Origin of the sequence: Haloarcula rara (assembly GCF_029338235.1) — an archaeon.
In the GTDB taxonomy this organism is placed as follows: domain Archaea; phylum Halobacteriota; class Halobacteria; order Halobacteriales; family Haloarculaceae; genus Haloarcula; species Haloarcula rara.
In genome coordinates, this window is record NZ_CP119785.1 from 2,745,863 (window position 1) to 2,769,310 (window position 23,448).

Here is a 23,448-nt window from a genome sequence, read left to right on the forward strand (position 1 = left end):
ACCCGACGGCGTTTTGAGGCCGCCCACCGGACCGTTCGACCATGGACGACGACTTACGCCAGCGTATCGAGGAGGCCGCCGAGACGAACGCCCTCCTCAACGCGGTCAAACACGACAGTGAGGCACAGGTCGGGGCTATTATGGGGCCGCTGATGGGCGAGAACCCCGAGTTCCGGGAGTACGGCGACGAGATTCCCGGTATCATCGCACCCGTGGTCGAGCGGGTCAACGGAATGGATAGCGAACAGCGCCGAGAGCGCATCGCGGAACTCGCCCCCGAGAAGTTAGACGAGATAGAGAGCGAGGACGAGGGCGACGACCACCCGTTGCCGGACCTCCCGAACGCCGAGGACGGCGAGGTGCGGATGCGCGTCGCTCCGAACCCCAACGGCCCGTGGCACATCGGTCACGCGCGGATGGCCGCCGTCATCGGCACGTACAAGGACCGCTACGATGGGGAGTTCATCTGCCGGTTCGACGACACCGACCCCGAGACCAAGCGCCCGGACCTCGACGCCTACGACGCGATTCTCGACGCTATCGAGTATCTCGGCTTCGAGCCCGACGACGTGGTCAAAGCGAGCGACCGCGTCGATGTCTACTACGACCACGCCCGCGAACTCATCGAGCAGGGCGGGGCCTACACGTGTTCCTGTCCGCAGGGGGAGTTTTCCGACCTGAAGAACAGCGGCGAGGCGTGTCCCCACCGCGAGAAAGACACCGAGACCGTCGCCGAGGAGTTCGAAGCGATGGTCGACGGCGAGTACGAGAGCGGCGAGATGGTGCTGCGGGTCCGGACCGACATCACCCACAAGAACCCCGCGCTGCGTGACTTCGTTGCCTTTCGGATGATAGACACCCCTCACCCGCGCGAGGAGGCGGCACAGTACCGCTGCTGGCCGATGCTCGACTTCCAGAGCGGCGTCGACGACCACCTGCTCGGTATCACCCACATCATCCGCGGTATCGACCTGCAGGACTCCGCGAAGCGACAGGGCTTCGTCTACGACTACTTCGGCTGGGAGTACCCCGAGGTCGTCCACTGGGGCCACGTGCAGGTCGATGCCTACGACGTTTCGATGTCGACCTCGACCATCGGCGAGCTCATCGCCGAGGGCGAACTCGACGGCTGGGACGACCCGCGCGCGCCGACGGTCGCCAGCCTCCGACGGCGCGGCATCCGGGGCGAGGCGCTCGTCGACGCGATGGTCGAACTCGGGACCTCCACCTCCGACGTCGACCTCGCGATATCGTCCGTGTACGCCAACAACCGCGAACTAATCGACGACGACACCGACCGCGCGTTCTTCGTCCGCGACGACGAGGCGTTCGGCGGGCTCGTCGAACGCCAGGTCGTCGGTGGTCCGGACGCCGGCCACCCGCCGCTGCATCCCGACTTCGAGGACCGAGGCCGGCGGGACATCCCCGTCGACCCCGGCGTCGTCGTCGAGGGCGACGACCTCCCCGACCACGGCGACCGCGTCTGGCTCAAGGGCTACGGCTGCGTGCGACACACCCGCGACGCGTTCGAGTACGTCGGTGACGACATCACGGCGGTCCGCGAGGAGGGTGTTGACGTGGTCCACTGGGCACCGGCCGACGGCCCCGAGCTCCGACTGCGAACGATGGACGGCGACGTGACCGGCGTCGCCGAGCCGGGCTATCTCGACTACGAGGCCGACGATATGCTCCAGTTCGAGCGAATCGGCTTCGCCCGCGTCGACCGTGTCGACCCCGACGGCGAGTCGGTCGCCTACTTCGCGCATCCCTAGACACTGAACTCGAACCGGGCACCACCGCTCTCACTCTCCGTGACGTCGACGTGCCAGCCGTGGGCGTCCGCGATGGTCTGGACGATTTCGAGCCCGAAGCCCGTCCCGTCCTCGGCAGTCGTAAAGCCTGATTCGAACACCATCTCGGCCGTCCCGTCCGGGATACCCGTCCCGTCGTCGGCGACGTAGAACCCGTCGGGCAGCGCCCCGACGGTCACGGTCACGGGGTCGGCCTCTGTCCCGCCGCCGTGGGTTACCGCGTTGCTGAACAGGTTTTCCAGTAGCTCTACCGCGCGGTCGGGGTCACAGTCGAGGACCGGTGGGTCGGCCACCGCGAGTCTGCCGGCTCCGGTCGCGACGTTGCCCCAGGCCCGTTCGGCCAGTCGCTCTATCGACACGCGTTCGGTCTCGCCGATATCGCGACCCTGTCTGGCCAGCGTGAGCGTGTCCTCGATGAGCGCTTCCATCCGGGTCAGTGCGCTCTCGGCGTCGTCGATATGGGACGTGACGTCGGCGTCGCCCGCCCGCGCCAGCTGGAGATGGCCGGTCGCGACCTGGAGTGGGTTCCGGAGGTCGTGGCTGACGAGGCTGGCGAACTCGTCTAACCGCTCGTTCTGTCGCTCGAGCCGGCGCTGTCTGGCCTTCTGTTCGGTGATGTCCGCGATGATGGAGACGGTGCCGACGATGTCGCCGTCCGTGTCCCGTATCGGTGCGGCCGACACGCTGGTCGGTATCGTCCGCCCGTCCTTGCGCTGCAGTTCGGTCTCCCAGCCTGTGAGGTGTTTCCCGTCCTGTATCTGTTCGTGCTGGTCGAGTAATTCGTCGTAGTTGTCCTCGGGGAGAATCGGAAGCTGCTCGCCCCGGACTTCGTCCGCCCTCCAGCCGAACAGCGACTCCGCGGCGGGGTTCCAGACATCGACGATGCCTGCCGTGTCGTGGGCGATGATGGCAAGCGGTGAGGCCTCGACGAGCGTCTCCAGGCGCTCGGTCGTCTGTGCCAGTTCGGACTCGATGGCCTTCCGCTGGCTGATGTCTCTGATGATACCCACCCGTCCGACGTCGCCCTCGTGGAGTTCGACCGGCGCCAGGTCCAGTTCGCAGGGGACCTCGGTGCCCGAGTCCGTCCGTACCGTCGCCTCGGTGTGGTCACTGAACCCGCCGTCGGTGACCGTCGGCTCCGGCCCGAGGACCACTGATATCGGCTCGCCGACGAGGGCCTCGCCGTCGTACCCCACCAGCTCCGCGAACGGCTCGTTGTACCGGACGATGCGGTCATCATCGTCGAGGACGTAGACCGGCTCGGTGACGGAGTCGAAGATGAGCTTGTACTGTTCGAGGCGCTGCTCGCGGTGTTTCCGGTCGGTGACGTCCCGAAGCACGACCAGCGTGCCGACCTCGTCGTCGAAGCGGTCGGTAAAGGAAGTCGTCTCGACCTCCAGAAACCGTTCCTCGCCGTCGACCGTCACCGACAGCTCCTCCCAGTCCCGGTGGCCGTCCTCACCGGCCTGTAACCGCTCCCAGTCTTCGATCACCGAGCCGATCGGCTGGCCGACGAGTTCCTCGTCTGCGAGCAGCGTTCTGGCGGCAGGGTTGACGTCGCTGACGCGGCCGTCGACGTCGAGAATCAGAGTCCCGTCGCCCATGGTCTCGACGACGGTCGAGTGAGCCGCCGGGACCGGGTCTAGCGTCTTGAACGTGTAGAGCCCGGCCGCCAGTGCCACGCCGGAGATACCCCAGGCGAAGATTGTCGCGTCCTCTGGGACCTGGAGGAAGTACCGCTGGGTGAGTGCGACGGTCCATGGGGCGAGTCCCGCAACGAGCACCGCCGCGGCCTGTGTCCGGTAGAGGTGACGCGACCGAACGAACAGCTGGATGAGAACGGTGGTCCCGGCCAGGGCCGTCACGAGTATGGTCCCCATGTGTACGAGGAACAGTGGCGTTATCTGTGCCTCGGTGGCGTGGAGCAACGAGCCCATCGTCCCGGCCGCCGGTAGTTCCAACAGCCGCATTCCGGGCAGCAGGAAGCCAACCGCGACGAGGAGCGGGTCGAGCGCGAGCAGTCCAACGATGCGCCGTGTCAGCGACCGGTCGAAGTTCGCAAACTGGAGCGCGGCGTAGAGCCACGAGATAGCGACGACGCCCTGTGCGACCGTCGCGACCTGCCAGTAGAGCACCTGCGACGACAGCGACGTCGCGGCGACGTCTCGGGCGTACGTGAACGCGCCGACCGCAAGCGCCACGTGGAACAACACCAGAGGCGTTCCACCGGGGCTGTCACGCCGGCGCCACGCCAGCGCGACGAACAGTGTCGAGACGCCGGCGAGAAAATACAGGGCCAGAACGAACCGCTCGTACATCAATTCCCTAAATATGGGCTATTTCTCTCCTTTGTTCTATCGATACGCCGTGGGCGGTCGTCAAGCACTATGCAACGTGATATCGGCTGGCAGCTGCCCGGTCGATTGTTGCAAAACCCTATGATAGCGGCCGTTCCTGAGGGATGTCGAACAGTAGCATAGTTCGTGGTATTTATTACGAACCGCTAGCAAATCTCGAACATAACAGAGGTGACAGCAATGGCGCTTCCCACGACCACACCGAGTTCGTGGATGCGAGAACTCGACCTTCCGGGACAATTCTTCGAGACAGGTGCGGACGACTACGAACTGTACGAGGAAGACGGTGAGTTCGTACTGAGCGTCGAGCTCCCCGGGTTCGACGTTGCGGACATCGACGTCACGTGGGACGACGGCATGCTGAACATCGCCGCGAAGACCGAGGACGCCCAGCGGAACCAGCGCCGCACCTACCACCGGCGCTTCCGGTTCCCCAAGCGCGTCGACGACGAGGCAATCGGCGCTCGGTACCGCAACGGCATCCTCGAAGTCAGGCTCCCGGTCACACAGGGGGCCACGGCCCGGGGCAAGCCCATCGAAATCGAGGGGTGACGCCCCGCGCCGTCGCGACCGATTTGTTGCTTTCGGACGAGTCGACTGTCGCTCTCAACGCGTTTTTATTTCGGCCGACCGGACTGGCGACCGTGAACACACCCGAGGAGACGACGGTCACCGTCAGGCGAGACGTCCCCTTCCACGCGGTCGACGGTGAGACCCTCCGACTGGACGTGTACGAATCCACGGCGAGCGCCGCACCGAAACCCGCTGCCGTGCTGGTCCGGGGCGGCGGATTCACGGTCGGGGACAAGGGCGAGTTCGCCCGCCACGCCATCGACCTCGCCGAAGCCGGCTATCTCGTCGTCGAACCCCAGTACCGACTCGCGCCCGAGCACACGTTCCCCGCGGCGCTGGTCGACGTGAAGGCTGCTATCGAGTGGTGTCGCACCGAGTGCGAGCAGGTGGACCCACAGCGCGTCGCCGCCGTGGGTCACTCCGCCGGCGCGAACCTGGTGGTGCTCGCAGCGGCGACGGCCGACGACCCGGCGCTCGAACCCGAGATGTACCCCGGCGCGTCGTCGGCACTTTCGGCGGTGGTGGGCTACAGCGGTATCTACGATTTCCGCATGGGACTGGACGACCGCCGGGAGACGTACCTGGGCGGCTCACCGGAAGAACTCCCGGCAGCCTACGACCTCGCCTCGCCGGTCGAGCAGGCCGACATGTCGATGCCGCCCACACTCCTGCTCCACGGCGAGGACGACCGCGTGGTCGACCCACAGCAGTCGGCGATACTGGCCGAGACGCTCGATCCGCTGACCACGGTCGACCATCGCGTGGTTCCCGGCGGTCACGGCTTCCCCTTCGACGGGGCTCACTACGAGTCGACATACGACCGCACCGCGGAGTTCCTGAAAACACAACTGGAGACTCCCGAGCCCGGTGTTCGAGACAACCCGGACGGGTACTGACGGATATTTCGACGTCCGCCACGACGTAGCATCACTGTGGACTGTCTCCGTCGCCCGTTACTCGAACGCGCGAAGCGCGCTTTTGAGGCTCAAAAACACCATACTGGCAGCCGTCTCGAAGGCGCATACTCGCCGTCCTAGCCAGGCGTTCGCTTATTCGATAGCGTGGATATCCCCTCTCCAGGTACTGGCGTATATGGTGCCATCGACGATAGCTACCGGTTCACCCGGGTCGGCGTCGATGTCGTACTCCCATTGCTCGCTCCCGTCCGCTGGGTCGAGTGCTACGAACCCATCGAAGTCTCCGCCGAGATACAGACTATCGTCGGCAACTGTTGGGGAGTATTTCGATGTCCCCGCGTCGACCTCCCACTCGATGGTGCCGTCGTCTTGGGCTAGCGAGAACACGCGACCGTCCGCACCGGCGGCGTAGACGGAGTCGTCGTCGACGGCCGGCTGTCGAGTCTCGGTATCGACCTCGGTCCGCCAGAGTCGGGAGCCGTCGCTGGCGTCGATAGCGTATATCGCCGCTCCACCGTCACCATCATACGGCTTCAGACCGCCGGCGTACAGCGCTCCGTCGTGATACACCGGTCGCTGCAGTAATGCGGTGTCATTTTCCATGAAGGACCTGAAATCCTCGACCCATTCCTCGGAGCCATCGTCGCTGTTGAGGGCGTATAGGAGGGCCTCGTCTTCGAAGTAGACCGTTCCATCAGTGACGATTGGCGCCGAGATAGTCCCAGTCAGGTCCTTGTATTCCCAGCGAACGTCTCCGTTCGAGACGTTGAGCGCGAGCAACTTTCCTTTCGCGTCCCCCCGATAGCTCTGGCCGACATACACCGTGTCATCGACTACAGCGACGCCGCACGATGTCTCGAGACTGGTCGTCCCACTGTCGTGTGTCCATAGTTCCGTTCCATCGGCAGCGTCGATAGCATGGACGACACCGACGTTGTCACCGGCGAATACGGTGCCGTCTGCGACCGCTGGCTCTCCCGGGAAGTCGCCGGGGTCGATATCGTACGTCCATAGTTCGGACCCATCCTCGGCGGATATTCCATACACCGTTCCGCTATCCCGTGAGGTCTGGTAGATGGCGCCATCTGCGACGATGGGGCTGTTGTAGAAAGTGGGCTCGAACTTGACGCTCCATTGCTCGGTCGGGTCGTCCGGGCCGGACTCCTCGGACAGATACCCGTTCCGCTCGGGCTTGCCCCCGAACATGGGATAGGAACCGCTCATGCCACTGTTCGATGTGCTTCCGGACCCGTCGCTCGGACTGTCAGTTCCGTCTTCTGTTCCGCCTCCCGTTCCGTCTTCACCACCACAGCCAGCGAATGCAGCGACGCTGCCCGTAAGTACTGTGCTTAGAAACGCGCGACGACCCGTTCGTGAATTCATAATCATAGGTATCGAGACGATCATTTAAAAATAGTGATTATACCGTTAATCTAAACTCTCTAACCCTGGTTAATTCCATATAGAACGCTCACCATCCAGGACGAGTGCGGCTGTCACCGAGAGGCGTTCCGTCAATATGGGCTTATTCTACGTATCAGTCACTCGATTCTGTGTACAGTTCCTCGATACGTGCTGGCGTAGATAGTTCCGTCGACTACTGCAACCGGTTCACCCGGGTGACCATTAGTGTCGAACCGCCACTGCTCGCTGCCGTCAGTCGGGTCGAGCGACACCACCGTATTGTCATCGCCGCTGACGTAAAGCGCTTCATCCGTGAGCGTGGGAGAGAAGCGTTCGGTGTTCGCGTCGACCTCCCACTCGATGGTCCCGTCGTCCGCGGCCAGTGAGAAAACCTGCCCCTCTGCACCGCTAATGTAGACGGAGTCACCGTCGACAGCGGGTTGCCGAGTGTCGGTGTCGACCTCGGTCCGCCAGATTCGAGAGCCGTCGCTCGCGTCGATTGCGAATACGGCACCAGCCCCGTTCCCGTCGTACGGTCCGAGGCCGCCTGCATACAGTGTACCATCGTGATAGACGGGTCGTTGGAGTAGCGTGGTATCCGATTCTAGATAGGTCAAGATCTCTTTGGACCATTCTTCGGAGCCATCGTCGGTGTTTACGGCGAAGAGGGTACCTTCGTCTTCGAAATAGACGGTTCCGTCAGCGACCACTGGTGCGGACATAATTCCGATCGCTTCCTGGTGTTCCCAGCGGATATCTCCGTTCGAGACGTCGAGTGCGACCAGTTTCCCGTTTGCCCCACCTTGATTGGTCTTGGCTACGTACAGTGTCTCATCGGCTACAGCAGGGCCTCTCAACGTTTCGAAATTACTATTGCCTGTGTCGTAGACCCACTCTCGCTTGCCAGTAGCTGCGTCGATGGCGTGAACCTTTCCGACTTTTCCTCCGACGAACACTCTCCCGTCAGCAACAGCCGGTTCTGCTGGGATCTCTGTACTCTCGAGATCGTAGGTCCACAGTTCGGAGCCATCCTCGGCCGATATCGCATACAGCGTTTCGCTGTCACGGGACGTCTGGTAGATGGCGCCGTCTGCGACGATAGGACTGTTGTAGAAACTGGGCTCGAACTCGACGCTCCACTGTTCGGTCGGTTCGTCTGGCCCGGACTCCTCGGACAGATACCCGTTCCGCTCGGGCTTGCCCCCGAACATGGGATAGGAGCCGTCCATGCCACTGCTCGATGCGTTTCCGGACCCGTCGCTCGGACTGTCAGTTCCGTCTTCTGTTCCGTCTTCTGTTCCGTTTCCTGTTCCGTCTTCACCACCACAGCCAGCGAGTGCAGCGACGCTGCCCGTAAGTACTGTGCTTAGAAACGCGCGACGACCCGTTTGTCGACCCATGCGCGTGAATACTCTGGTCACCATTTAAAAGTTTACATCGACACGACCAAATATAATCGAGGTCCCCGGAGATATTTATGAAAATATTAGCATACTGGAGATGCTGAACATACGTCAATATACATCAGCTGAAAGCTGGTGAACGGTTCGACCCCGGAGTGTCGAATCGGGTCGAGAGTAAATTATCGGGGGCGTTAGACGGATTACGGTAATCTCGTACCGGTATCGCCGACCTCCTGGTCGGTCGATACCCGATCCACGGCACGGCGACCCGTATCAGTCGTCCAGGATGTAGTTACAGCTCCCGTCTCCGCCGTCGTATTCGGGGCCGACTGCGCCCCAGGTATCAGAGCAGTCCCACCAGCCACCGCGACTGGCGCTGCCTCTATCGCCGACACCGAGTTTCCCCCTCGGCATACGGAGTTTACTCGGAACGACCGCGACTACAATCGTGGAACTCTCGAAGTTTATCGGTTTCACCCGACCGACTTCGCGCTTGTCATCCTCGATATCGAGTTCGACGGGCCGGTCATCCCGGACGTAGGTGGTCGACCCGGTCGTGCTCGCGTCACCGGTCTCGGCCCGGACCTCGAAGCGGGCGTACTCCCCGTCGACCTGGACGTTCCACGAACTGAGTGTCATAATCCAGTATCCCGGCGGCCACGGCGTTATCGGCAGACCGGGCCACGGGAGGATGATGTTGTCGTACTTCGCTCCCAGTGGCGCGTGGGCGTCGCGTGCCTCCGAGTCCATCGGGCCCGCGTCAGACCGACGGACAGCGGGTGCTTCACTCGCTGAGACACTGGTTCGCGAGAGATAGGTCGGCGACCCGTCCACCTCGTAGGTGACGTCCCCGAGCTCTGGCGAGCCTTCCAGTTCACCGGGCTCTGTGTCGACACCACCGTTCAGGATGTCCTGGGCCAACCCCAGTGATTCGTCGAGTGCGCTGTCAACGCCTTCGACCTCGTCGCCGATACTGGAATCTATCGCGTCATCGACCTTGCCGGTGGCCTCTTGCTGCTGGGACTCGGTGTATTCGGCCCATTCGATGGTCTTGTCGATGTAATCATTCCGCAGTTGTGCCCGTGCTTTCCCGGGTGCACTGTCGTACCTGCTGTCGACGTCTTCGGTGACGTAGTCGTCACGATCTCCTCTGAGATCGGTTTTCATTTCCGCGAGTGGTTCGTCGGACGTGACCATATCCAGTCGACTCTGTGTGACCGCGTATTCCTCGTCGATGACGTCCTGTCTGGTCTCGGCCAGTTCGTCTTCGAGCCAATCTTCCAGCTCGGCCCTGTCGTTCGGACTGACGCTTACGTCTACATCGGTGCTGTATCCGACCTGGTTCTCCATCTCGCTGGTCGACTCGACATCGGTCGCAGTTATCGAGGAACGGATGGCACTTTCGACGTCAGACTCGCTCGGTCCACTGGCACCGAACACCTGATCCGCAGCGTCCTCGTGCACGTTGCCGAAGTTGTTCGTCCCCGCGGGGCCGTCACCACCCGACTCGTAGGCGTTTTCGATGCCGCGTGACCGAATGTCAGTGTCAGTGCTGTGGTCCGCCGTGACGTCGATACTGACGGAGTACTCGATGTCGGAATCGTCTTCGGTCGTCTTGTCCTTAGTCTCCGTGCAGCCGGTTTCGTTCTCGTCCTCACACGGCACTTCGACTTCTTTCTCCCAGTCGGTTTCGACGTGCACGTTGTTATCGACCGTTACGTCCACGTCGTATACGTCGCTCTCCTGGCTCGTGGTTTCCGTCGGGCCGCGGTCGACGTCGACGGTCACCTCGTTGTTCGTTATCGTCTCATCTGTGTCGACTGCCTCCCATTCCGAGCCCGGTGACGGCGCGCTCGGACTGGTACCGCTGCGGGTCGCACCCCCGTTGTCGGTAGCCGAGACGTCGACAGAGTACACCTCATCGATGGTCTCGTCGATTTTCTCTTCGAAGTCCAAGTCTTCACCGTCCGGCCCGGTCAGGTCCGATACCGAATCTTGCTCCTCCGACGTATCGTTGTCCCCGAATCGATCTTCATAGTTATCAGGCTCCTGGTCGCCGGAAATAGACATCTCTTCTTCGACTTCATTTGCAACGTCCGAGTACCCCGACACTTCGTAGTAAGCCGCCTGCGCGAACGGCTCTACGGTGACTGTCTCTTCCTGTGAGAGCGTATCGGAGTTGCTCGTGAGGATGTCACTGGTCATTTCCTGAACCGTCGGTGCGGAGGGGAACGAGCCGTCGGCGTTACCGAAGAACGTCCACGAGAGACCACAGATATTGTCATCGCTGAACAGCTCTTCTGCGCTGGTCCCTAACTCCTCGGAGAGCGCATTTTCCGTCTCGCTGTCTATATCGTCTTCATCGGTGAGATTATCACCTCTACTGTTGGCGTCTTCGTCCGGATTATCACCAGTGTACGCTTGCTGAACAGAGTGCAACGTTGAGTAGCCAAAGCACATCCACCGGCCGTTCATGACCCTGTCGCTCATGGGGTCTTTGGTACCGAACGTCGACTCCTGGACGGAGTAGATGGCGTCGTTGGCCAGGATTTCCGTGTGTCGGTTCTCGTTGACAGTTGGGAACGCTCTGTCCCAGCTACCCGGCTTGGGGGCGCGGTCGAAGTACGTTCTCGCGTAGGCGTTCGGGTACGCTCTGATAGCGAACTTTCGGCCGAATCCGCGGAACCGTTCGTCACCGCTGAAGCCAGGCTCGAAAAAGCCCATCTCGAGGCGGTCCTCGTAAGTCTGTGTGCGCTCGTGGACCTGGAACACGGTCGAGGCCACGGTTACCGACTGCGACTCGGTCTGTTCGCTGAGTACCTCCCCGTCGCGTTCGACGGTGGTCTCGATGCTATCGATGGAGACCTCGACAGTCCCGTTCTCGATGTCGTCGTTGTCGTATCCGGCGTCGAGTTCGACCCTGTCGATAGCGGCCCTGACGCTGCTCTTGCTGTTTTCGACCTCGGGCAGCGAGCTAGAGACAGTGGTGTTCGAGCTCAGTTCCTGGCTCTGATTTTCCAGCTGCGACTGCATCGTCAGATAGATTCGGAGCTTGATGTATCGCTTGAACACCGCGTCCTCGTACCCTTCGTCGCCCGAATCCAGACTGGGCGGTTCGACGCCGTCACTGACCGGCGTTCCGGTCCCGGCCTCGGTCACTGGGGCTCTGGCGCTGTCACGAAACGCCGTGAGCGCGCTCTGGCGGAGTGTCGCCTCCGAAGTCGACTGCCCTCGTTCCATGGCGGCGCCGACGTTTATCTCCGTTTCGGGGTCTTCGCGCTGGTTCAACACTGTCACTGCAGTGGTACTCGTTATCAACAGCAGTACACCTATCATCGCGAACGGAATGCGGGCCCGTTCGTCGAGATTGAACGATATCGTCTTCGGTCGCTTCTTACTCATGTGTTCCAGGTCTCGATAGTTATTGTCACTCGTTCGGTCGATACTCGGTCGGCCAGCTCGGCTCCGCTCTCGATTTCGTCCGCGTCGTAGCTCTCGTTCATGTCCGCAGCGATGGCGCTCGTCAGATTCCCACCACTGGACGTGGCAAGCCGCTCGTTAGCTGTCGTCGCATCGGCACCGGTCCGGCTGAGCGGGTCCGAACCGTCTTCGGGGTCGAAATCTTCGCCCACGATATCAGCCATCCGGAGATAGCGATACACTGCCAGCGACCGCTCGAAGCGCTGTGCTTCGAGCGACAGCTGCATCTCCTCAGGTGGGAAATACCCCTCGATTATCGCTTTGGCGACGGGTTCGGCGGCCGCCTGCCAGTCGATTCTAGACGGGCTGTATGCGCTCTCTATTTTGCTTTCGTCACTCTTTGGAATCGAGCTCGGGACCGTTATCGTCTCCGTGCTCACGTCGGCATCGCCCGGGGGCGTCGGTCCGTACTGCTGGCGACCCTCTATCTCAGCGTCTTCGTACGGACGCCATATCGCGGTGACCCGCGCGTCCGAGTTCGTCGCACTCAACATCTCGAGGGTCTGTCCCTCGACGGCACGCGAGTATCGCACGCCCTCCTTCGTGAGGAGCTCAGTGTCCCCTGCGTCATCGCCGGCCGTGTCATTGAAGCGGGCGTTCACCACAGTCGCGGCCGCTATCTCCCCGGCGACGGAGCCGTAACTCTGGCGTTCGTAGGCGTCGTCGCTGTATCCCTTATCATCGAACTCCTCCTCGTCCCGAATCGGGATCAGCGAGTAACTCGTGTTCATCGTCGTCCCAGCCAGCGTGTTCGCCGTCCGTTCTGCCGTCTCCGGCGTATTGGCACTCCCGGTGTCCAGAAAAGCCATCACAATCCCGATACTCGCCGTAATCAGGAACAGTGCCATCGCGACGTCGACCACGGTGCTGATTCCGCGTGTTCGAGGTCGCATCAGTCCCAGACCTCCACTGTCAGCGTGCCACCGTCTACGTCGGCGGGCCCGACTTCCACAGGAATCGGTCGCTGTGCGCGCTGGGGGTCGTCGGGGCGCTCGACGTCACTCATTCGCTGGCCGTCGCTGTCGAACTTGTGTTCTTCCTCTGTGACGGTCGTGTCACCTTCTAACCTCGTTACGGAGACGTAGACGATGTTGCCCTCCGGGAACGTCTCCGGTGGAAGGCTGGCAACCGGTGAGCCGTCGTCGGGGTATCGACCGTCCTCGTTGATTTCCTCCCAGACCCGATCGAGGGTTACCTGCTCGATGGCCTCGTCGCTGCCGCCCGGCAGTACGTCGGTGATGACGTTCCCGTACATTGCCAGTCCGACTGCGAGGAACGTCACTGCGATGAGCGCCGCTAGCGGTTCTGTCTGCCCTCGTGTCGTTCCGTCAGAAGTCGACGAGCGTAACACTTGCATCACCCCACGTTACCTTTCGAACTCGAAGCTGTCCACTGGCGGACCGCCACGCTGGGTCACCGTCCGAAAACGCGCTGTCCTGTGCGGTCTCAACGTCGGTCCTGAACGTGCTTTTCGACGTGTACGTATCGTTAATTGAACCGCTGGCCAGTACCTCCGCGAGCTTATCGTTTCCGTGAACCGGTGCTAACGTCCCGAACCGAACCGACGATGTCGACGTGCCGTACTGGTTTTTCAGCCCGATTCGTTTCCCATCGACCCAGAACTGCTCGGCTCGGTGGTCCTGCTTGCCGTACTCCTCATAATTACTGCCGGCGACCTCGTTTATCTGGTTCATAGCCCCCTCTGCATCGGGACTTAAGCCGGACGGAAATCCCAAAGCCACACCAGCGACAGCGACACTGATGATGGAGACGCCGATAAACACGTACCAGGCGTCTGCGGGCGCTTCTAAATCCATGCCGAGATTCGATTCGTGATGGTACTTAAATTCAAGCTAGTATAGAGATTATTTCATATGTAATTCAAAAATAATTCCACTCCGACTACACCGGCGCGTCGGAGCCGGCGATGACGCCGACGGCGACGGAGGCGATGAGGTAGATCGGTATCGCGAAGATGAGCGCGCGCCCGACTCGGTAGCCGATGAGGGAGCGGTCGAGGCCGTGACGGAGCGCCATCGACAGCGTCGTCAGGATAACCGCGAGCGTGATGATGTAGACACCGATGACGATACCGAGCTGGTCCGTCGGCAGCGCCGAGCCGCCTTCGACGGCGTTCGCTCCTTCGCCGACCATTCCGCTTGCCAGTCCGACGGTGGCTCCGCCGACGAGCGGCCCGAAGAAGGAGGCCGTGTTCGTGAGCGTCCCGGTCACCATCGCGAGCTTGCGTTTGGTCCGGCGTTCGACTTCTCGCAGCTCCTCTAGGTGGTCAGCCATCGAGACGATGGCCTTCCCGGCGGGCTGGCCCTCGTCGGCCGCGATCGCCAGCAGCGCAGCGGTCCCTTCCGTTCGAATCGAAGGGATGTCCTTGAGCGCTCCGTACTGCCCGAGGAACGCTTCCTCGACAGTTGTCTTGAGCCGTTTCTGGATACCGGCGGCGTCGTCGAACACGTCGCCCGTCTCGCCCGGGACACGGTGGCCTGCGTGGTCGATCGCCGACTCGACGGCCTCGTTCTCGGAGACCTGTCGACCGACGATGTACAGCGCGTCGACCAGGTGCTCCTCTACGTCTTTGACGTACTCGCGGACCTCCTTGATGGGGCTGAAGTACCCGACCAGGGTGAACCCGGCCCCGAGACCGATGCCGGCAAGCGGTGCGAGATGCCTGGAACCGATGATGATTGCCAGTGCCGCCCCACAGACACCAGCGAGTGCCCCGTAGACGAACGGTGGCCAGGTCCGGTCGGGGACGTCGGGATGAGACCGCTTGACGTCAGGCGGTGGGAACGCGACGGGCCGTCGCACCAGCAGCCAGACACTGGCTGCGATGAGCATTATGGGCAAGACGACGTTGTAGACGACCACGAAGAACCAGATGGAGACCGGATACCCCGCCAGGGAGGCGGCCGGGACGAGCGCGACCAGCGCGAGCGGGAGCATGACGCCGAAGGCGTACAGCGCCGTGGTCGGCCCTCGGATGGCCGCGGTGAACTCCGCCATCTGGTCCCGGGTGCCATTTAGCACCGCTGCCATCGCCCGGCCCAGTGTCCGGTCGCGTTCGCCCTCGGGTGCCTCCTGCGCGGCCGACAGCAGGTGCGAGGACCGACGCAGCGCCGGGAAGTCCTCGGCCCAGTCCTCCGCGAAGCTGATGAGCCCGGATTCGGGCGTCCCGATGGATCGGTCGATGTGTGACTCCAGGCTGGTCGCGAGCGGGCCGTCCCCGGTCTCGGCGGCGAACCGAACGGCGTTCTCCGTCGCCGGTTGGATATGCATCCGCAGGACGGCGCGGCCGATGAGGTCCGGTGTCTCACCCAATGCCCGCGTCCGTCGCAAGGCGGCCAAGAGATGCGGCGCCGAGTGTGCCGCGTGCATGACCAGGAAGGAGACGACCACACAGATGACGAGGACGGCCACCAGCGGGACGGGCGTGTAGACGAGCGGCAGCGGCAGGAAAAAGGCGAAGATGCCCGCGACGTAACCGGCCCGAACGAGCTCTTCGGGCGCGTATTCGGGCTCGATGAAGGCGATGGCCTCGACGAGCTCGTCGCTCACGTCGACGTCGTCCGGATACATCGCGGCCAGCGCCAGCACCAGGCTAGCCATCTTTCCCATCGGTACTCACCCCTGTCTGTGGTCCGCATACGCCGGGGCGACTTCGTGTGGCCCCGTCACGCCGTCTTTCGCGAGGTCCTCGATGAACTCCGTGCGCTCGTCGATGTCTGCCCGGATGTCCGCGTACTCCTCGGCCGGGCCCGTCAGTCGATGGATGAGCCGGCTCTCACCCCGGTCGATGCGGCCCGTCGATTTGGCCTGGTCGCCCTCTATCTCGTAGAGGGACTCAAAGTAGATGCCGTCCTCGCGGACGATGACTTCCTCGATGGCCGAGAGCCGTCGCTTGCGTCCGTTGGGGGTCTTGTACGCCTGCACCGTGACCACGAGGTCCGTCGCGCCGAACGACGAGGGCGGGACGTCGAGGTCGGAGACGACCCGCTCGAAGACGGAGTCGGCCCCGTCACCGTGGATGGTCCCGAGCACCGCGTTGGCGTTTGCACCGACGCGCATCGCCTCGTAGAGCACCTGGGCCTCTTCGCCCCTAATCTCACCGACCACCAGCGCCCCGTCCCCGAGACGCAGTGCGGTCTTCAGCGCGTCCGCGGCCGAAATCTCCGGCCCGCTCCCGGTACCCGTCCGGAGCGCCTGTATGTCCCGGTCCACTTCCTGTAGCGGGTTCACCGGCAACTCCGGGGTGTCCTCGATGATGACTGTCCGTGTGTCCGGGGCGAGCTCGTACAGCAGCGTCCCGAGCAGCGTCGTCTTCCCGGCCCCTCGCGTCCCGGCGATAAGTGCCGCTGCGTTGCGCTCGATGGCCACCGAGAGGAACGCGGCCGCCTCGGCCGGCATCGTCCCGTTGGCGACCAGTCCCGGCAGCGTGAACTTGTCGTCGGCCTGTTCGCGGAAGGCGAAGGCGACGCCTTCCGAGACCGGGTCGGTCACCCCGGCGATACGGACGCCGGTACCGTTCTCCAGGTCGGCCTTGGCGTCCACGGTCGGGCTCGCCCGCGAGAACGCCCGCCCGCTGGTCCGGCGGATACGCGAGGCGAGCGCGCCGACGCCCTTCTCGGTTATGTAGACGTTCGTCGTCATCGCCTGGCCGTCTACGACCACGCGTACCGGGTTCGCGCCGACCGGCGAGGTGACGTAGATGTCCGTGACGCTCGGGTCCGCGAAGATGTCCTCGAGGATACCGTACCCCTCCGTGTGTTTGGCGAGCACGGCGGTCAACACCGGGTCGACGTCCTCGTCGGTCACGTGTTTGATAGCCCTCGAAGCCGCCCGCTCGCCCTCGACGATCCCGTTAGCGATGGCCTCGTAGGCGTCCATGAGAACCGTCCGCTCCTCGCTCGACAGCGTGAGGTCCACCAGGTCAAGCGAGTAAAAGGGAACGCTATCGGACCGCTCGTAGATTCTGGCCTCGCTGCCGGTCTCCAGCTCGCGGACTTCCGAGAGGCGTGCGTCTTCGGTCATCGACCGGTCCACGTAGTAGTTGGCGACCGTCAACCCGACGAACGGGGACAACACCTGCTCGTAGGAGTCGACCCCGCCGCCGGCGCGTACGAGTTCGGACTCGATGCCGATGTCGGCGATGGGGCCGACACGCGAACGGAGCTCTGTCGCGACGCTGAGCGGGTCCTGGGACGCCTCGGTCGCCAGCCGCTGGTCTCGCTTACCGACCAGTTCGATGAACCGACCCGCCGCGGTCAGCAAGTCGACACCGTCCTGCAGGTAGCGGTACTCACGTCCGTTGCGGTGGACGTGTATCCGCTCGACCCCCCTGTCGGTCAGTTCGTCGATGACCGTCTGGCGACACTCGACGCTCTCTGCGAGGTCCCCCGAGCAGTCGTCGGCGTCGACGACCAGTGTCCCGTCGTCGACCGACACCGAACAGTCACATGGGTCCTCGTCCCCGTCGCCTCCGAACATAGAGAGGGAATCGAGGCCGAGCATGGACTGCAGTGAGCTAGCGTTTTCCGACATGCCGGGACTCGCCCCGTCTTCGGACTTAAAATTAGGCGCGGGACAGCACGACGACCGCCGTTTCGTTGTGCCGTTGCAGTTCGAGGCGGTAGTCGCGCTCACCGGTACCCCGGAGCGACGACGTGTTCTCGAACTCGTTGTTGACGATGGGGGCATCGATTGTAGTTTGCTGGTCGGTGCCGCCCTCCAGCCGGTAGCGAAGGATGCTGAAGTTCTCCGAGTGTCGCTCGATGCGGAACTTCGCTAACGGTACCGAGGTCAACGAATCGTCCGGGAACGTGAGTGTGACCGACCGCTGTGGGCCCCTGACACCGTCCGGCGGGACCTGTTCGTTTTCCACCAGCGACACGGACGCCGTGGACAGCTCCGAGACCTGTTGCTCGACGATTTTCTCGCTGTTGGTCATCGCACCGCGCTCTATCGCCGGGACGGAGACACCGATGATAGCGACTGTCAGCAACACGGCGACGACTACGCGTATCATTTAAATAGCGACGCGAGGAACCCGTCGTCTTCGTCGTCCGGTTCCTCCTCCGCCGGTGACTCGCCGTTTACGAGAGTGCCGGACCCCCTTGCGGTCGTCGTCACGGGCTTCTCACTGCTCCCGTTCTTGGACTCGTCGTCGCCGAACACGCCTGTCAGCGACGACATCAGGCCGTCCTCGTCGTCGTCGCTGTCCTCGTCCGGGACGATATCTTCGACCGTCTGTTCGAGGTCAGTCCGGCGCGACCCCGTGTCGTTCGCCTGAATCATCGTGTTCTCGGGGCCCTGGTCTGCGTTGCCCGACGGGGTCTGTGCGGCGGTTTCGCCATCGACCGCCCGTTCGAGGTCGTCCACGCGGTCTTCGAGTCGGTCGACGGCCGCATACGCCGCGCCCGCCTGCTGCTCGACGTTCTCGTTGACCGATCGGACGTTGCTCACGTAGCCGTCCAGCGCGTCGTGTATCCCCTCGAGTTCGGCCACCCGTTCTTCGATAGAGTCGAGACGCTGTTCTACCCGGTCTATATCGTCCGCGAGATCTGTCAGGTCGGCGATGTCGTTCAAGTCGTGGTCGCCGTCGGTGACGGTCCGCTCGACGGCGGCCAGTCGTTGTTCGATCCGATCGATATCCGTCATGGCCTGATTACGCACCTCTTTGTACTTAAACCTCAGATTTTCGAGGCGAGAAAAAGCCTCTCAGACGGTGTGGTGTCGGATGACGCGCACTCGGGGCCGACCCAGACCGGGGCGTCACGACACCGTCTGTCTCACTCCTCCAGGGTGACGTCGCTGGCGTTCGGGCTGTCACCGCCGTGGGGCGTGGCCCGCCGCCGTATCTGTGCCGCGTGGACCGTCTCTGTCGAGTCGTCGATGATGACGACCTCCCCGGGGCCGGTCGGCAGTCGCTCCCCCAGCGACGATTTCATGTACGTCGGCTGGGCGGCGTCGAGCGCCTCCAGGTCCACTTCGGAGGTCAGGCGATGGGAGATGAGGATGTCGGACTGGGAGACGGCCACTTCGGGGACGACGCTCGGGCGCTGGGTCGCCATGATCAGGCTCACACCGGGTGCGCGGCCACGCGTGAGGATAGTCTCAAGCGCCGACCGCGCGACGCCCTCGAAGAAGGTGTGGGCCTCGTCGATGAGCACCCACGGGAGCCTGGGGATATCTCGGTCCACCCGAGCGCGGTACAGCGCCTCGCCGATACCGCGGGCGACGGCGTTCATCGGCGCCGAGTCGAGCCCGGAGACGTCGACGACCGTAATCTCGCTCTGGCCCAGGTCAGCCGCGGTCATACCGTCCTCGTCGAAGACGCCCCACGACTCGGCGAGGCTGATGTGGTTGGTCGCGGCCCGCTTGTCCACTTTCGGTGCGTCGGTCTCCTCGACGTGGGCGCGCATCTCAGCGAGCGAGTCGCAGTTCCCGGCGGCCTGCCAGACGAGCCCGCCCGCCCCGCTCTCGGGGGACAGCCCCAGCAGCGCACACCAGGATTTGGGGTCGAGCGACCGCGGCGTCACGGCCGGGTCGTCGACGACCGTCGTCGGCACCGGCTCGCCGTCGGCCTCCTCGCCCAGCGTGTCGAAGACGCCCATGGGGTCGATGATGACCGGCGCGACGCCTCTCGCCCGCGCGAGCGATTCCGCGATGACGCCCAGGGTGTAGGACTTCCCGTACCCACGCTTCCCGACGATGAGCATGGCGTGGGGACCGTCGAGGTCGATGTGCAGCGGCGCGCCCTCGCTTCCGTCGAGGGCACGGTACGACCCCAGGTCGCCGGCGGGCCCGAAGTCGATGCCCTCCTCTCGTCCGATTACGAAGCTCACGACGGCCTTTGCTGCGGATTCATATTTCAATCTTGGCTCCAAAGTTTAAGTCAGAAGACGGAACCAAACTGGGCATGCAGAGGCTGACAAAGCTCTGGCGTGACAACCGTGGTATCGAAGGACTCCCAATCAGACTGGTCATCGCGCTCGTCGTCGGCGTGGCGAGTCTGGCCATCATGACGAGTATTCTCGGCGGACTGCCGACGTTCGAGACGACTGAATTAACATACGAACTTGACGATGGTGAAGAAGCCACCGTTACCGACGCTCAGAGTCGTTCTTCGGCCAAGGAGCTGAATTTCAATGTTGTGGACGAGAACGGTGAACCAGTCAACGGTGTACAGGTAGTCATCGAAGGTGGGTCGGTCTCGACTGTTGGTGGCACGTACGTCGAAAGCACCGGTGAGGATTCGAACGAAGTCGATATTACGTTCGCTGACGACGACGCCTCGTCGGCAAGCCCGGATGTCGAGACTAACCTCCGCGCCGACCAGAACAAGGGGACGCTGAAAGTTTCCCTCCAGCCACCGTCTGACGGGAACTACGAGGACGAACAAGACAACCCGGAGATTCTCGTTACGGCGTAACTCCGGACTGGCGCCCCTTTTTGAGCGGAGTATTCAGCACCAGAAAGCTTATACTAGCTAATTTTGATACTGTAATCATCCTCCATGCTACTAACCAATAGCCGACTTGGGTCAGCCGTATTCACGGTCGTTCTGGTCGTGAGCACGGTCGCAGTCGGGTTCCCGGGAACAGCCGCGGCACAGGAATCGACACTCGACGAGATGGACGGCAGTGGGACCGAAGAGGACCCGTACGTGGTCACTAACGTCGACGAGCTCCAGGCGATGAACGAGGACCGGGACGCCCATTACGTCCTCGGCAACGACATTGACGCTAGCGATACGGAGAACTGGAACGATGGTGCCGGATTCGACCCCGTCGGTGACGACGAGAACAAATTCACGGGGAGCTTCGACGGCCAGAATCATTCGATAAGCGGACTTACAGTAAACAGGCCGACAGAAGGGTTTGCGGGTCTGATTGGCGTGTCTGACGGCACGGTCGAACACCTTTCGCTCGTGGACGCCTCGATGGTGGGAACCGGGAACGTCGGCACTGTCGTCGGGGCAAACAACGGTGGAACCATCCGAAATGTGCACGCGAGCGGTACCGTCGACGGTGAAGTTACTGTGGGTGGGCTCGTCGGCGGTAACAACGGGCGTATCGTCATGTCGGGGGCTGCTGTCGAGGTCGACGCAGAAAAACGAAATTCCGGTGGACTCGTCGGTACACAGGCTGACGGGACGCTCACTCAGTCGTACGCCTCAGGTGACGTGACTGCCAACAAAGTTGTCGGCGGCCTTGTGGGTTCGGCAATTGGTGGCGAAATGCAGTCGGTCTATGCAATGGGCGATGTCGATACGACAAGGAGAGCTGGCGGACTCATCGGGGAAAACCAGGGTACCAGTGTGGTCGAGGCGTATTCGACCGGTACCGTGACCGCTGAGTACAACGTCGGTGGCCTCGTCGGTTGGGTCGAGACCAGAGAAAGTATCCAGCGCACATACACAACTTCTTCTGTGGCAGGAACCGACGATAGCAACGGCCGATATGGAAACGTAGCGGGCCAGGTACTCAATGATGACCCGTTCACCGATATCTACTACGACACGGACGAAGCGACGCTCGAGAAGACGGTCGGAACCGGTGGTGACGACGTTTCTGATGGAGCGATAACGGGAGTATCTACGGACGAGATGCAGGGAACGGCCGCCCGCGAGAACATGGACGCGCTGAACTTCGGGCCGGCATGGACCGCAACCGACGAGTACCCGGTTCACAACTGGGCCGTCGAGAACGTCTCGTTCTCGCTGAAAGACACCCGCGTGGCACGTGGGAACGCCACCGACGCGACGGTCACACTCGACCTCGCCGATGGTCGCACCGTCACGGCAACGGAGACGGCCAGCTACGAGACCAACAACTCCGTCGCGTCAGTCTCGGATGGCACCGTCGAGACCACAGAGACCGGGACGGTGAACGTTACGGCCTCTATAGCCGGCGAGACGAAAACGGAGACGCTGGAGGTGCTCGAACCGCCGAACATCTCTGCGACCGCTGCCTCGATAGACGAAGACCTCGTGGCCCAGGGTGTGACCGTGCCAATCGAGACGACGGTCGTCAACACTGGCGACATCGCCGGTGAGGACACGGTCGACCTGCGAGTCGACGGCGAAACGGTCACAGAGGTCACCGTCTCGGGCGAGCCCGGTGACGAGCAGAACGTCACGGTCGACTGGGAGCCCGAGTCGCTGGGCAGCTTCGACGTCGCGGTGGACGACGCCAGCGCCGGGACGGTCGAAGTGGTCGAACCACCGGAGCTCACAACGGAGACCGCGTCGACGAACGTCTCTGCGGTCAGCGCCGGCGCGTCGGTGCCGGTGTCGGCGACTATCGCCAACGACGACCGGCTGCGCGGGGCGCGAAACACCACGCTGAGCGTGGACGGCGAGAACGTCACGAGCGAAGAGGTCTCGGTCGACGCGGACAACGAGACGACGACATCGCTCGACTGGACGCCCGAGCAACCGGGCACCTACGACCTCGCCGTGGACGGCGTCGACGCGGGTACCGTCGAGGTTGTCCCGGCCGACTCGGTCGCCGTCGAGAACGTCTCTACCCCGGAGAACGCGACCGCGGGCGAGTCCTTCGATGCGAACGTGACTGTGAACAACACGGCGGATATCACAGTCAGCGAGCGGCTGCGACTGACAAGCGGTGGCGAGACGGTCGGCGCGACGAGGGCGGAACTGCCCGCTAACGAGACGACGACGGTGACGGTCTCGGGTGTCGTCGCCGACGCAGGCGAGACGACGCTGTCGGCCGAATCAACGAGCAGTTCGGCGTCGGCCGACCTGTCGGTGCTGGAACCAGCTTCGTTCGCTATCACGGAACTGGACACGCCGTCGTCGGTGACGGCCGGTGAATCAGACAGCGTCACAGCGACCGTCGAGAATCAGGGCGGCGTCGCGGGCTCACAGACCGTGGCGCTGTCGCTGGATGGCGAGGAAGTCACGAGCGAGACGGTCGAGCTGGCGGCCGGTGGGTCGACGACTGTCTCCGGTGACATCTCGCCGTCGTCCGCTGGCGAGTCACAGGTCACTGCAGAGACCGACGACGACAACCAGACTGCGACGGTGACCGTCGAGGCGGCTTCGACGCCCACCGAGTCAGGCGGGACCGACACCTCCAGCGGGAGCGGCCCCGGATTCGGTGTCGCAGCGGCCCTCCTGGCGCTGCTGGCCGGAGCTGCGCTGCGTCGGCGGCGCTGACTGACGACGTTCGCAGCTCCATCTTCTGCTGTCGCGGTCGTGTTTACTTTCCCAGCGATTGGCGCTGAGAGCCAGAAAGCCCCACCCGTAGCCGGTTGATCAGCCGACATGGGTGGGACTGAAAGGGGCCGCGTTCTCGGCGAACCCCGGCGTCCGCGGCTCCGCCGCGTGGCTCGGGAGAGCGTATCTCTCCCGGTGACGCAAGCACCTACTGGAGCGCAGCGAGCCGCGGGAGCCGAGAACGCGGGGGCTTTCTGGCTGTTCGAACTCCAAGTATCTTAATTACACACGACCGCTGGCGCGAGCAGA

General features: G+C 63.0%; 17 protein-coding genes. 5 read left to right on the forward strand and 12 right to left on the reverse strand.

Translation table 11 applies throughout. The features are described 5' to 3' along the window. Window positions 1-41: 41 nt before the first annotated feature. Complete coding sequence (locus P1K32_RS14675; protein WP_276250441.1) at window positions 42-1,772, forward strand: glutamate--tRNA ligase; 1,731 nt, start codon at window positions 42-44, stop codon at window positions 1,770-1,772. On the opposite strand, the gene P1K32_RS14680 is transcribed toward P1K32_RS14675, so the two are convergent. Continuing rightward, complete coding sequence (locus P1K32_RS14680) at window positions 1,769-4,129, reverse strand: PAS domain S-box protein (protein WP_276250442.1); 2,361 nt, start codon at window positions 4,127-4,129, stop codon at window positions 1,769-1,771. The two genes, P1K32_RS14675 and P1K32_RS14680, sit on opposite strands and share 4 nt — an antisense overlap. Before the next feature lie 219 nt (window positions 4,130-4,348). Here P1K32_RS14680 and P1K32_RS14685 point away from each other — a divergent pair, with 219 nt between their 5' ends. Then, window positions 4,349-4,720 (forward strand): Hsp20/alpha crystallin family protein, encoded by a 372-nt coding sequence (locus tag P1K32_RS14685; protein WP_379691220.1) that lies wholly within the window; start codon window positions 4,349-4,351, stop codon window positions 4,718-4,720. A gap of 92 nt (window positions 4,721-4,812) precedes the next feature. Next, window positions 4,813-5,637 (forward strand): alpha/beta hydrolase, encoded by an 825-nt coding sequence (locus tag P1K32_RS14690; protein ID WP_276250444.1) that lies wholly within the window; start codon window positions 4,813-4,815, stop codon window positions 5,635-5,637. Window positions 5,638-5,790: 153 nt separating this feature from the next. Here P1K32_RS14690 and P1K32_RS14695 read toward each other — a convergent pair whose 3' ends face one another. From P1K32_RS14695 to P1K32_RS14745, 11 genes are all read right to left on the reverse strand, one after another. Further along, complete coding sequence (locus tag P1K32_RS14695; RefSeq protein ID WP_276250445.1) at window positions 5,791-6,864, reverse strand: outer membrane protein assembly factor BamB family protein; 1,074 nt, start codon at window positions 6,862-6,864, stop codon at window positions 5,791-5,793. Between the two features lie 335 nt (window positions 6,865-7,199). Then, the gene (locus P1K32_RS14700) at window positions 7,200-8,462 is read right to left on the reverse strand and encodes an outer membrane protein assembly factor BamB family protein (RefSeq protein WP_276250446.1); all 1,263 of its coding nucleotides are present in this window, start codon (window positions 8,460-8,462) and stop codon (window positions 7,200-7,202) included. 276 nt (window positions 8,463-8,738) lie between these two features. Beyond that, window positions 8,739-11,867, reverse strand: a complete 3,129-nt coding sequence (locus P1K32_RS14705; RefSeq protein ID WP_276250447.1) for a DUF7286 family protein — start codon at window positions 11,865-11,867, stop codon at window positions 8,739-8,741. Further along, entirely contained in the window at window positions 11,864-12,838 is a 975-nt protein-coding gene (locus tag P1K32_RS14710) for a DUF7284 family protein (RefSeq protein WP_276250448.1), read from the reverse strand. The genes P1K32_RS14705 and P1K32_RS14710 overlap by 4 nt, the downstream gene beginning before the upstream one ends. Continuing rightward, on the reverse strand, window positions 12,838-13,227 hold the full coding sequence (locus P1K32_RS14715) for a DUF7285 family protein (protein WP_276250449.1): 390 nt from the start codon (window positions 13,225-13,227) through the stop codon (window positions 12,838-12,840). Before P1K32_RS14715 ends, P1K32_RS14710 begins: the two co-directional genes overlap by 1 nt. A 46-nt stretch (window positions 13,228-13,273) precedes the next feature. Further along, the gene (locus P1K32_RS14720; protein WP_276250450.1) at window positions 13,274-13,762 is read right to left on the reverse strand and encodes a DUF7283 family protein; all 489 of its coding nucleotides are present in this window, start codon (window positions 13,760-13,762) and stop codon (window positions 13,274-13,276) included. Window positions 13,763-13,847: 85 nt separating this feature from the next. Continuing rightward, window positions 13,848-15,575: a secretion system protein gene (locus P1K32_RS14725; protein ID WP_419181049.1), complete on the reverse strand. Its 1,728-nt coding sequence runs from the start codon at window positions 15,573-15,575 to the stop codon at window positions 13,848-13,850. 6 nt (window positions 15,576-15,581) lie between these two features. Continuing rightward, window positions 15,582-17,498: a type II/IV secretion system ATPase subunit gene (locus P1K32_RS14730; RefSeq protein ID WP_276250452.1), complete on the reverse strand. Its 1,917-nt coding sequence runs from the start codon at window positions 17,496-17,498 to the stop codon at window positions 15,582-15,584. A gap of 31 nt (window positions 17,499-17,529) precedes the next feature. After that, a complete protein-coding gene (locus P1K32_RS14735; RefSeq protein ID WP_276250453.1) occupies window positions 17,530-17,982 on the reverse strand; it encodes a DUF7311 family protein in 453 nt (150 codons plus the stop codon). Further along, window positions 17,979-18,614: a DUF7310 family coiled-coil domain-containing protein gene (locus tag P1K32_RS14740; protein ID WP_276250454.1), complete on the reverse strand. Its 636-nt coding sequence runs from the start codon at window positions 18,612-18,614 to the stop codon at window positions 17,979-17,981. The genes P1K32_RS14735 and P1K32_RS14740 overlap by 4 nt, the downstream gene beginning before the upstream one ends. Before the next feature lie 131 nt (window positions 18,615-18,745). Continuing rightward, window positions 18,746-19,801, reverse strand: coding sequence for an ATP-binding protein (locus P1K32_RS14745; RefSeq protein WP_276250455.1), 1,056 nt, complete (start codon window positions 19,799-19,801; stop codon window positions 18,746-18,748). Between the two features lie 74 nt (window positions 19,802-19,875). Between P1K32_RS14745 and P1K32_RS14750 the strand changes: the two genes are divergently transcribed. Further along, a complete protein-coding gene (locus P1K32_RS14750) occupies window positions 19,876-20,388 on the forward strand; it encodes a hypothetical protein (protein ID WP_276250456.1) in 513 nt (170 codons plus the stop codon). Between the two features lie 138 nt (window positions 20,389-20,526). Beyond that, entirely contained in the window at window positions 20,527-23,139 is a 2,613-nt protein-coding gene (locus tag P1K32_RS14755) for a CARDB domain-containing protein (RefSeq protein ID WP_276250457.1), read from the forward strand. Window positions 23,140-23,448 lie beyond the last annotated feature (309 nt).

Bases quoted from the DNA above. Each gene is read 5' to 3' on its own strand.
- P1K32_RS14750 (WP_276250456.1), top strand. From the start codon at position 19,876: ATGCAGAGGCTGACAAAGCTCTGGCGTGACAACCGTGGTATCGAAGGA.
- P1K32_RS14700 (WP_276250446.1), bottom strand. From the start codon at position 8,462: ATGGGTCGACAAACGGGTCGTCGCGCGTTTCTAAGCACAGTACTTACG.
- P1K32_RS14710 (WP_276250448.1), bottom strand. From the start codon at position 12,838: ATGCGACCTCGAACACGCGGAATCAGCACCGTGGTCGACGTCGCGATG.
- P1K32_RS14685 (WP_379691220.1), top strand. From the start codon at position 4,349: ATGGCGCTTCCCACGACCACACCGAGTTCGTGGATGCGAGAACTCGAC.
- P1K32_RS14735 (WP_276250453.1), bottom strand. From the start codon at position 17,982: ATGATACGCGTAGTCGTCGCCGTGTTGCTGACAGTCGCTATCATCGGT.
- P1K32_RS14705 (WP_276250447.1), bottom strand. From the start codon at position 11,867: ATGAGTAAGAAGCGACCGAAGACGATATCGTTCAATCTCGACGAACGG.
- P1K32_RS14680 (WP_276250442.1), bottom strand. From the start codon at position 4,129: ATGTACGAGCGGTTCGTTCTGGCCCTGTATTTTCTCGCCGGCGTCTCG.
- P1K32_RS14675 (WP_276250441.1), top strand. From the start codon at position 42: ATGGACGACGACTTACGCCAGCGTATCGAGGAGGCCGCCGAGACGAAC.
- P1K32_RS14725 (WP_419181049.1), bottom strand. From the start codon at position 15,575: ATGGGAAAGATGGCTAGCCTGGTGCTGGCGCTGGCCGCGATGTATCCG.
- P1K32_RS14720 (WP_276250450.1), bottom strand. From the start codon at position 13,762: ATGGATTTAGAAGCGCCCGCAGACGCCTGGTACGTGTTTATCGGCGTC.
- P1K32_RS14740 (WP_276250454.1), bottom strand. From the start codon at position 18,614: ATGACGGATATCGATCGGATCGAACAACGACTGGCCGCCGTCGAGCGG.
- P1K32_RS14730 (WP_276250452.1), bottom strand. From the start codon at position 17,498: ATGTCGGAAAACGCTAGCTCACTGCAGTCCATGCTCGGCCTCGATTCC.
- P1K32_RS14695 (WP_276250445.1), bottom strand. From the start codon at position 6,864: ATGTTCGGGGGCAAGCCCGAGCGGAACGGGTATCTGTCCGAGGAGTCC.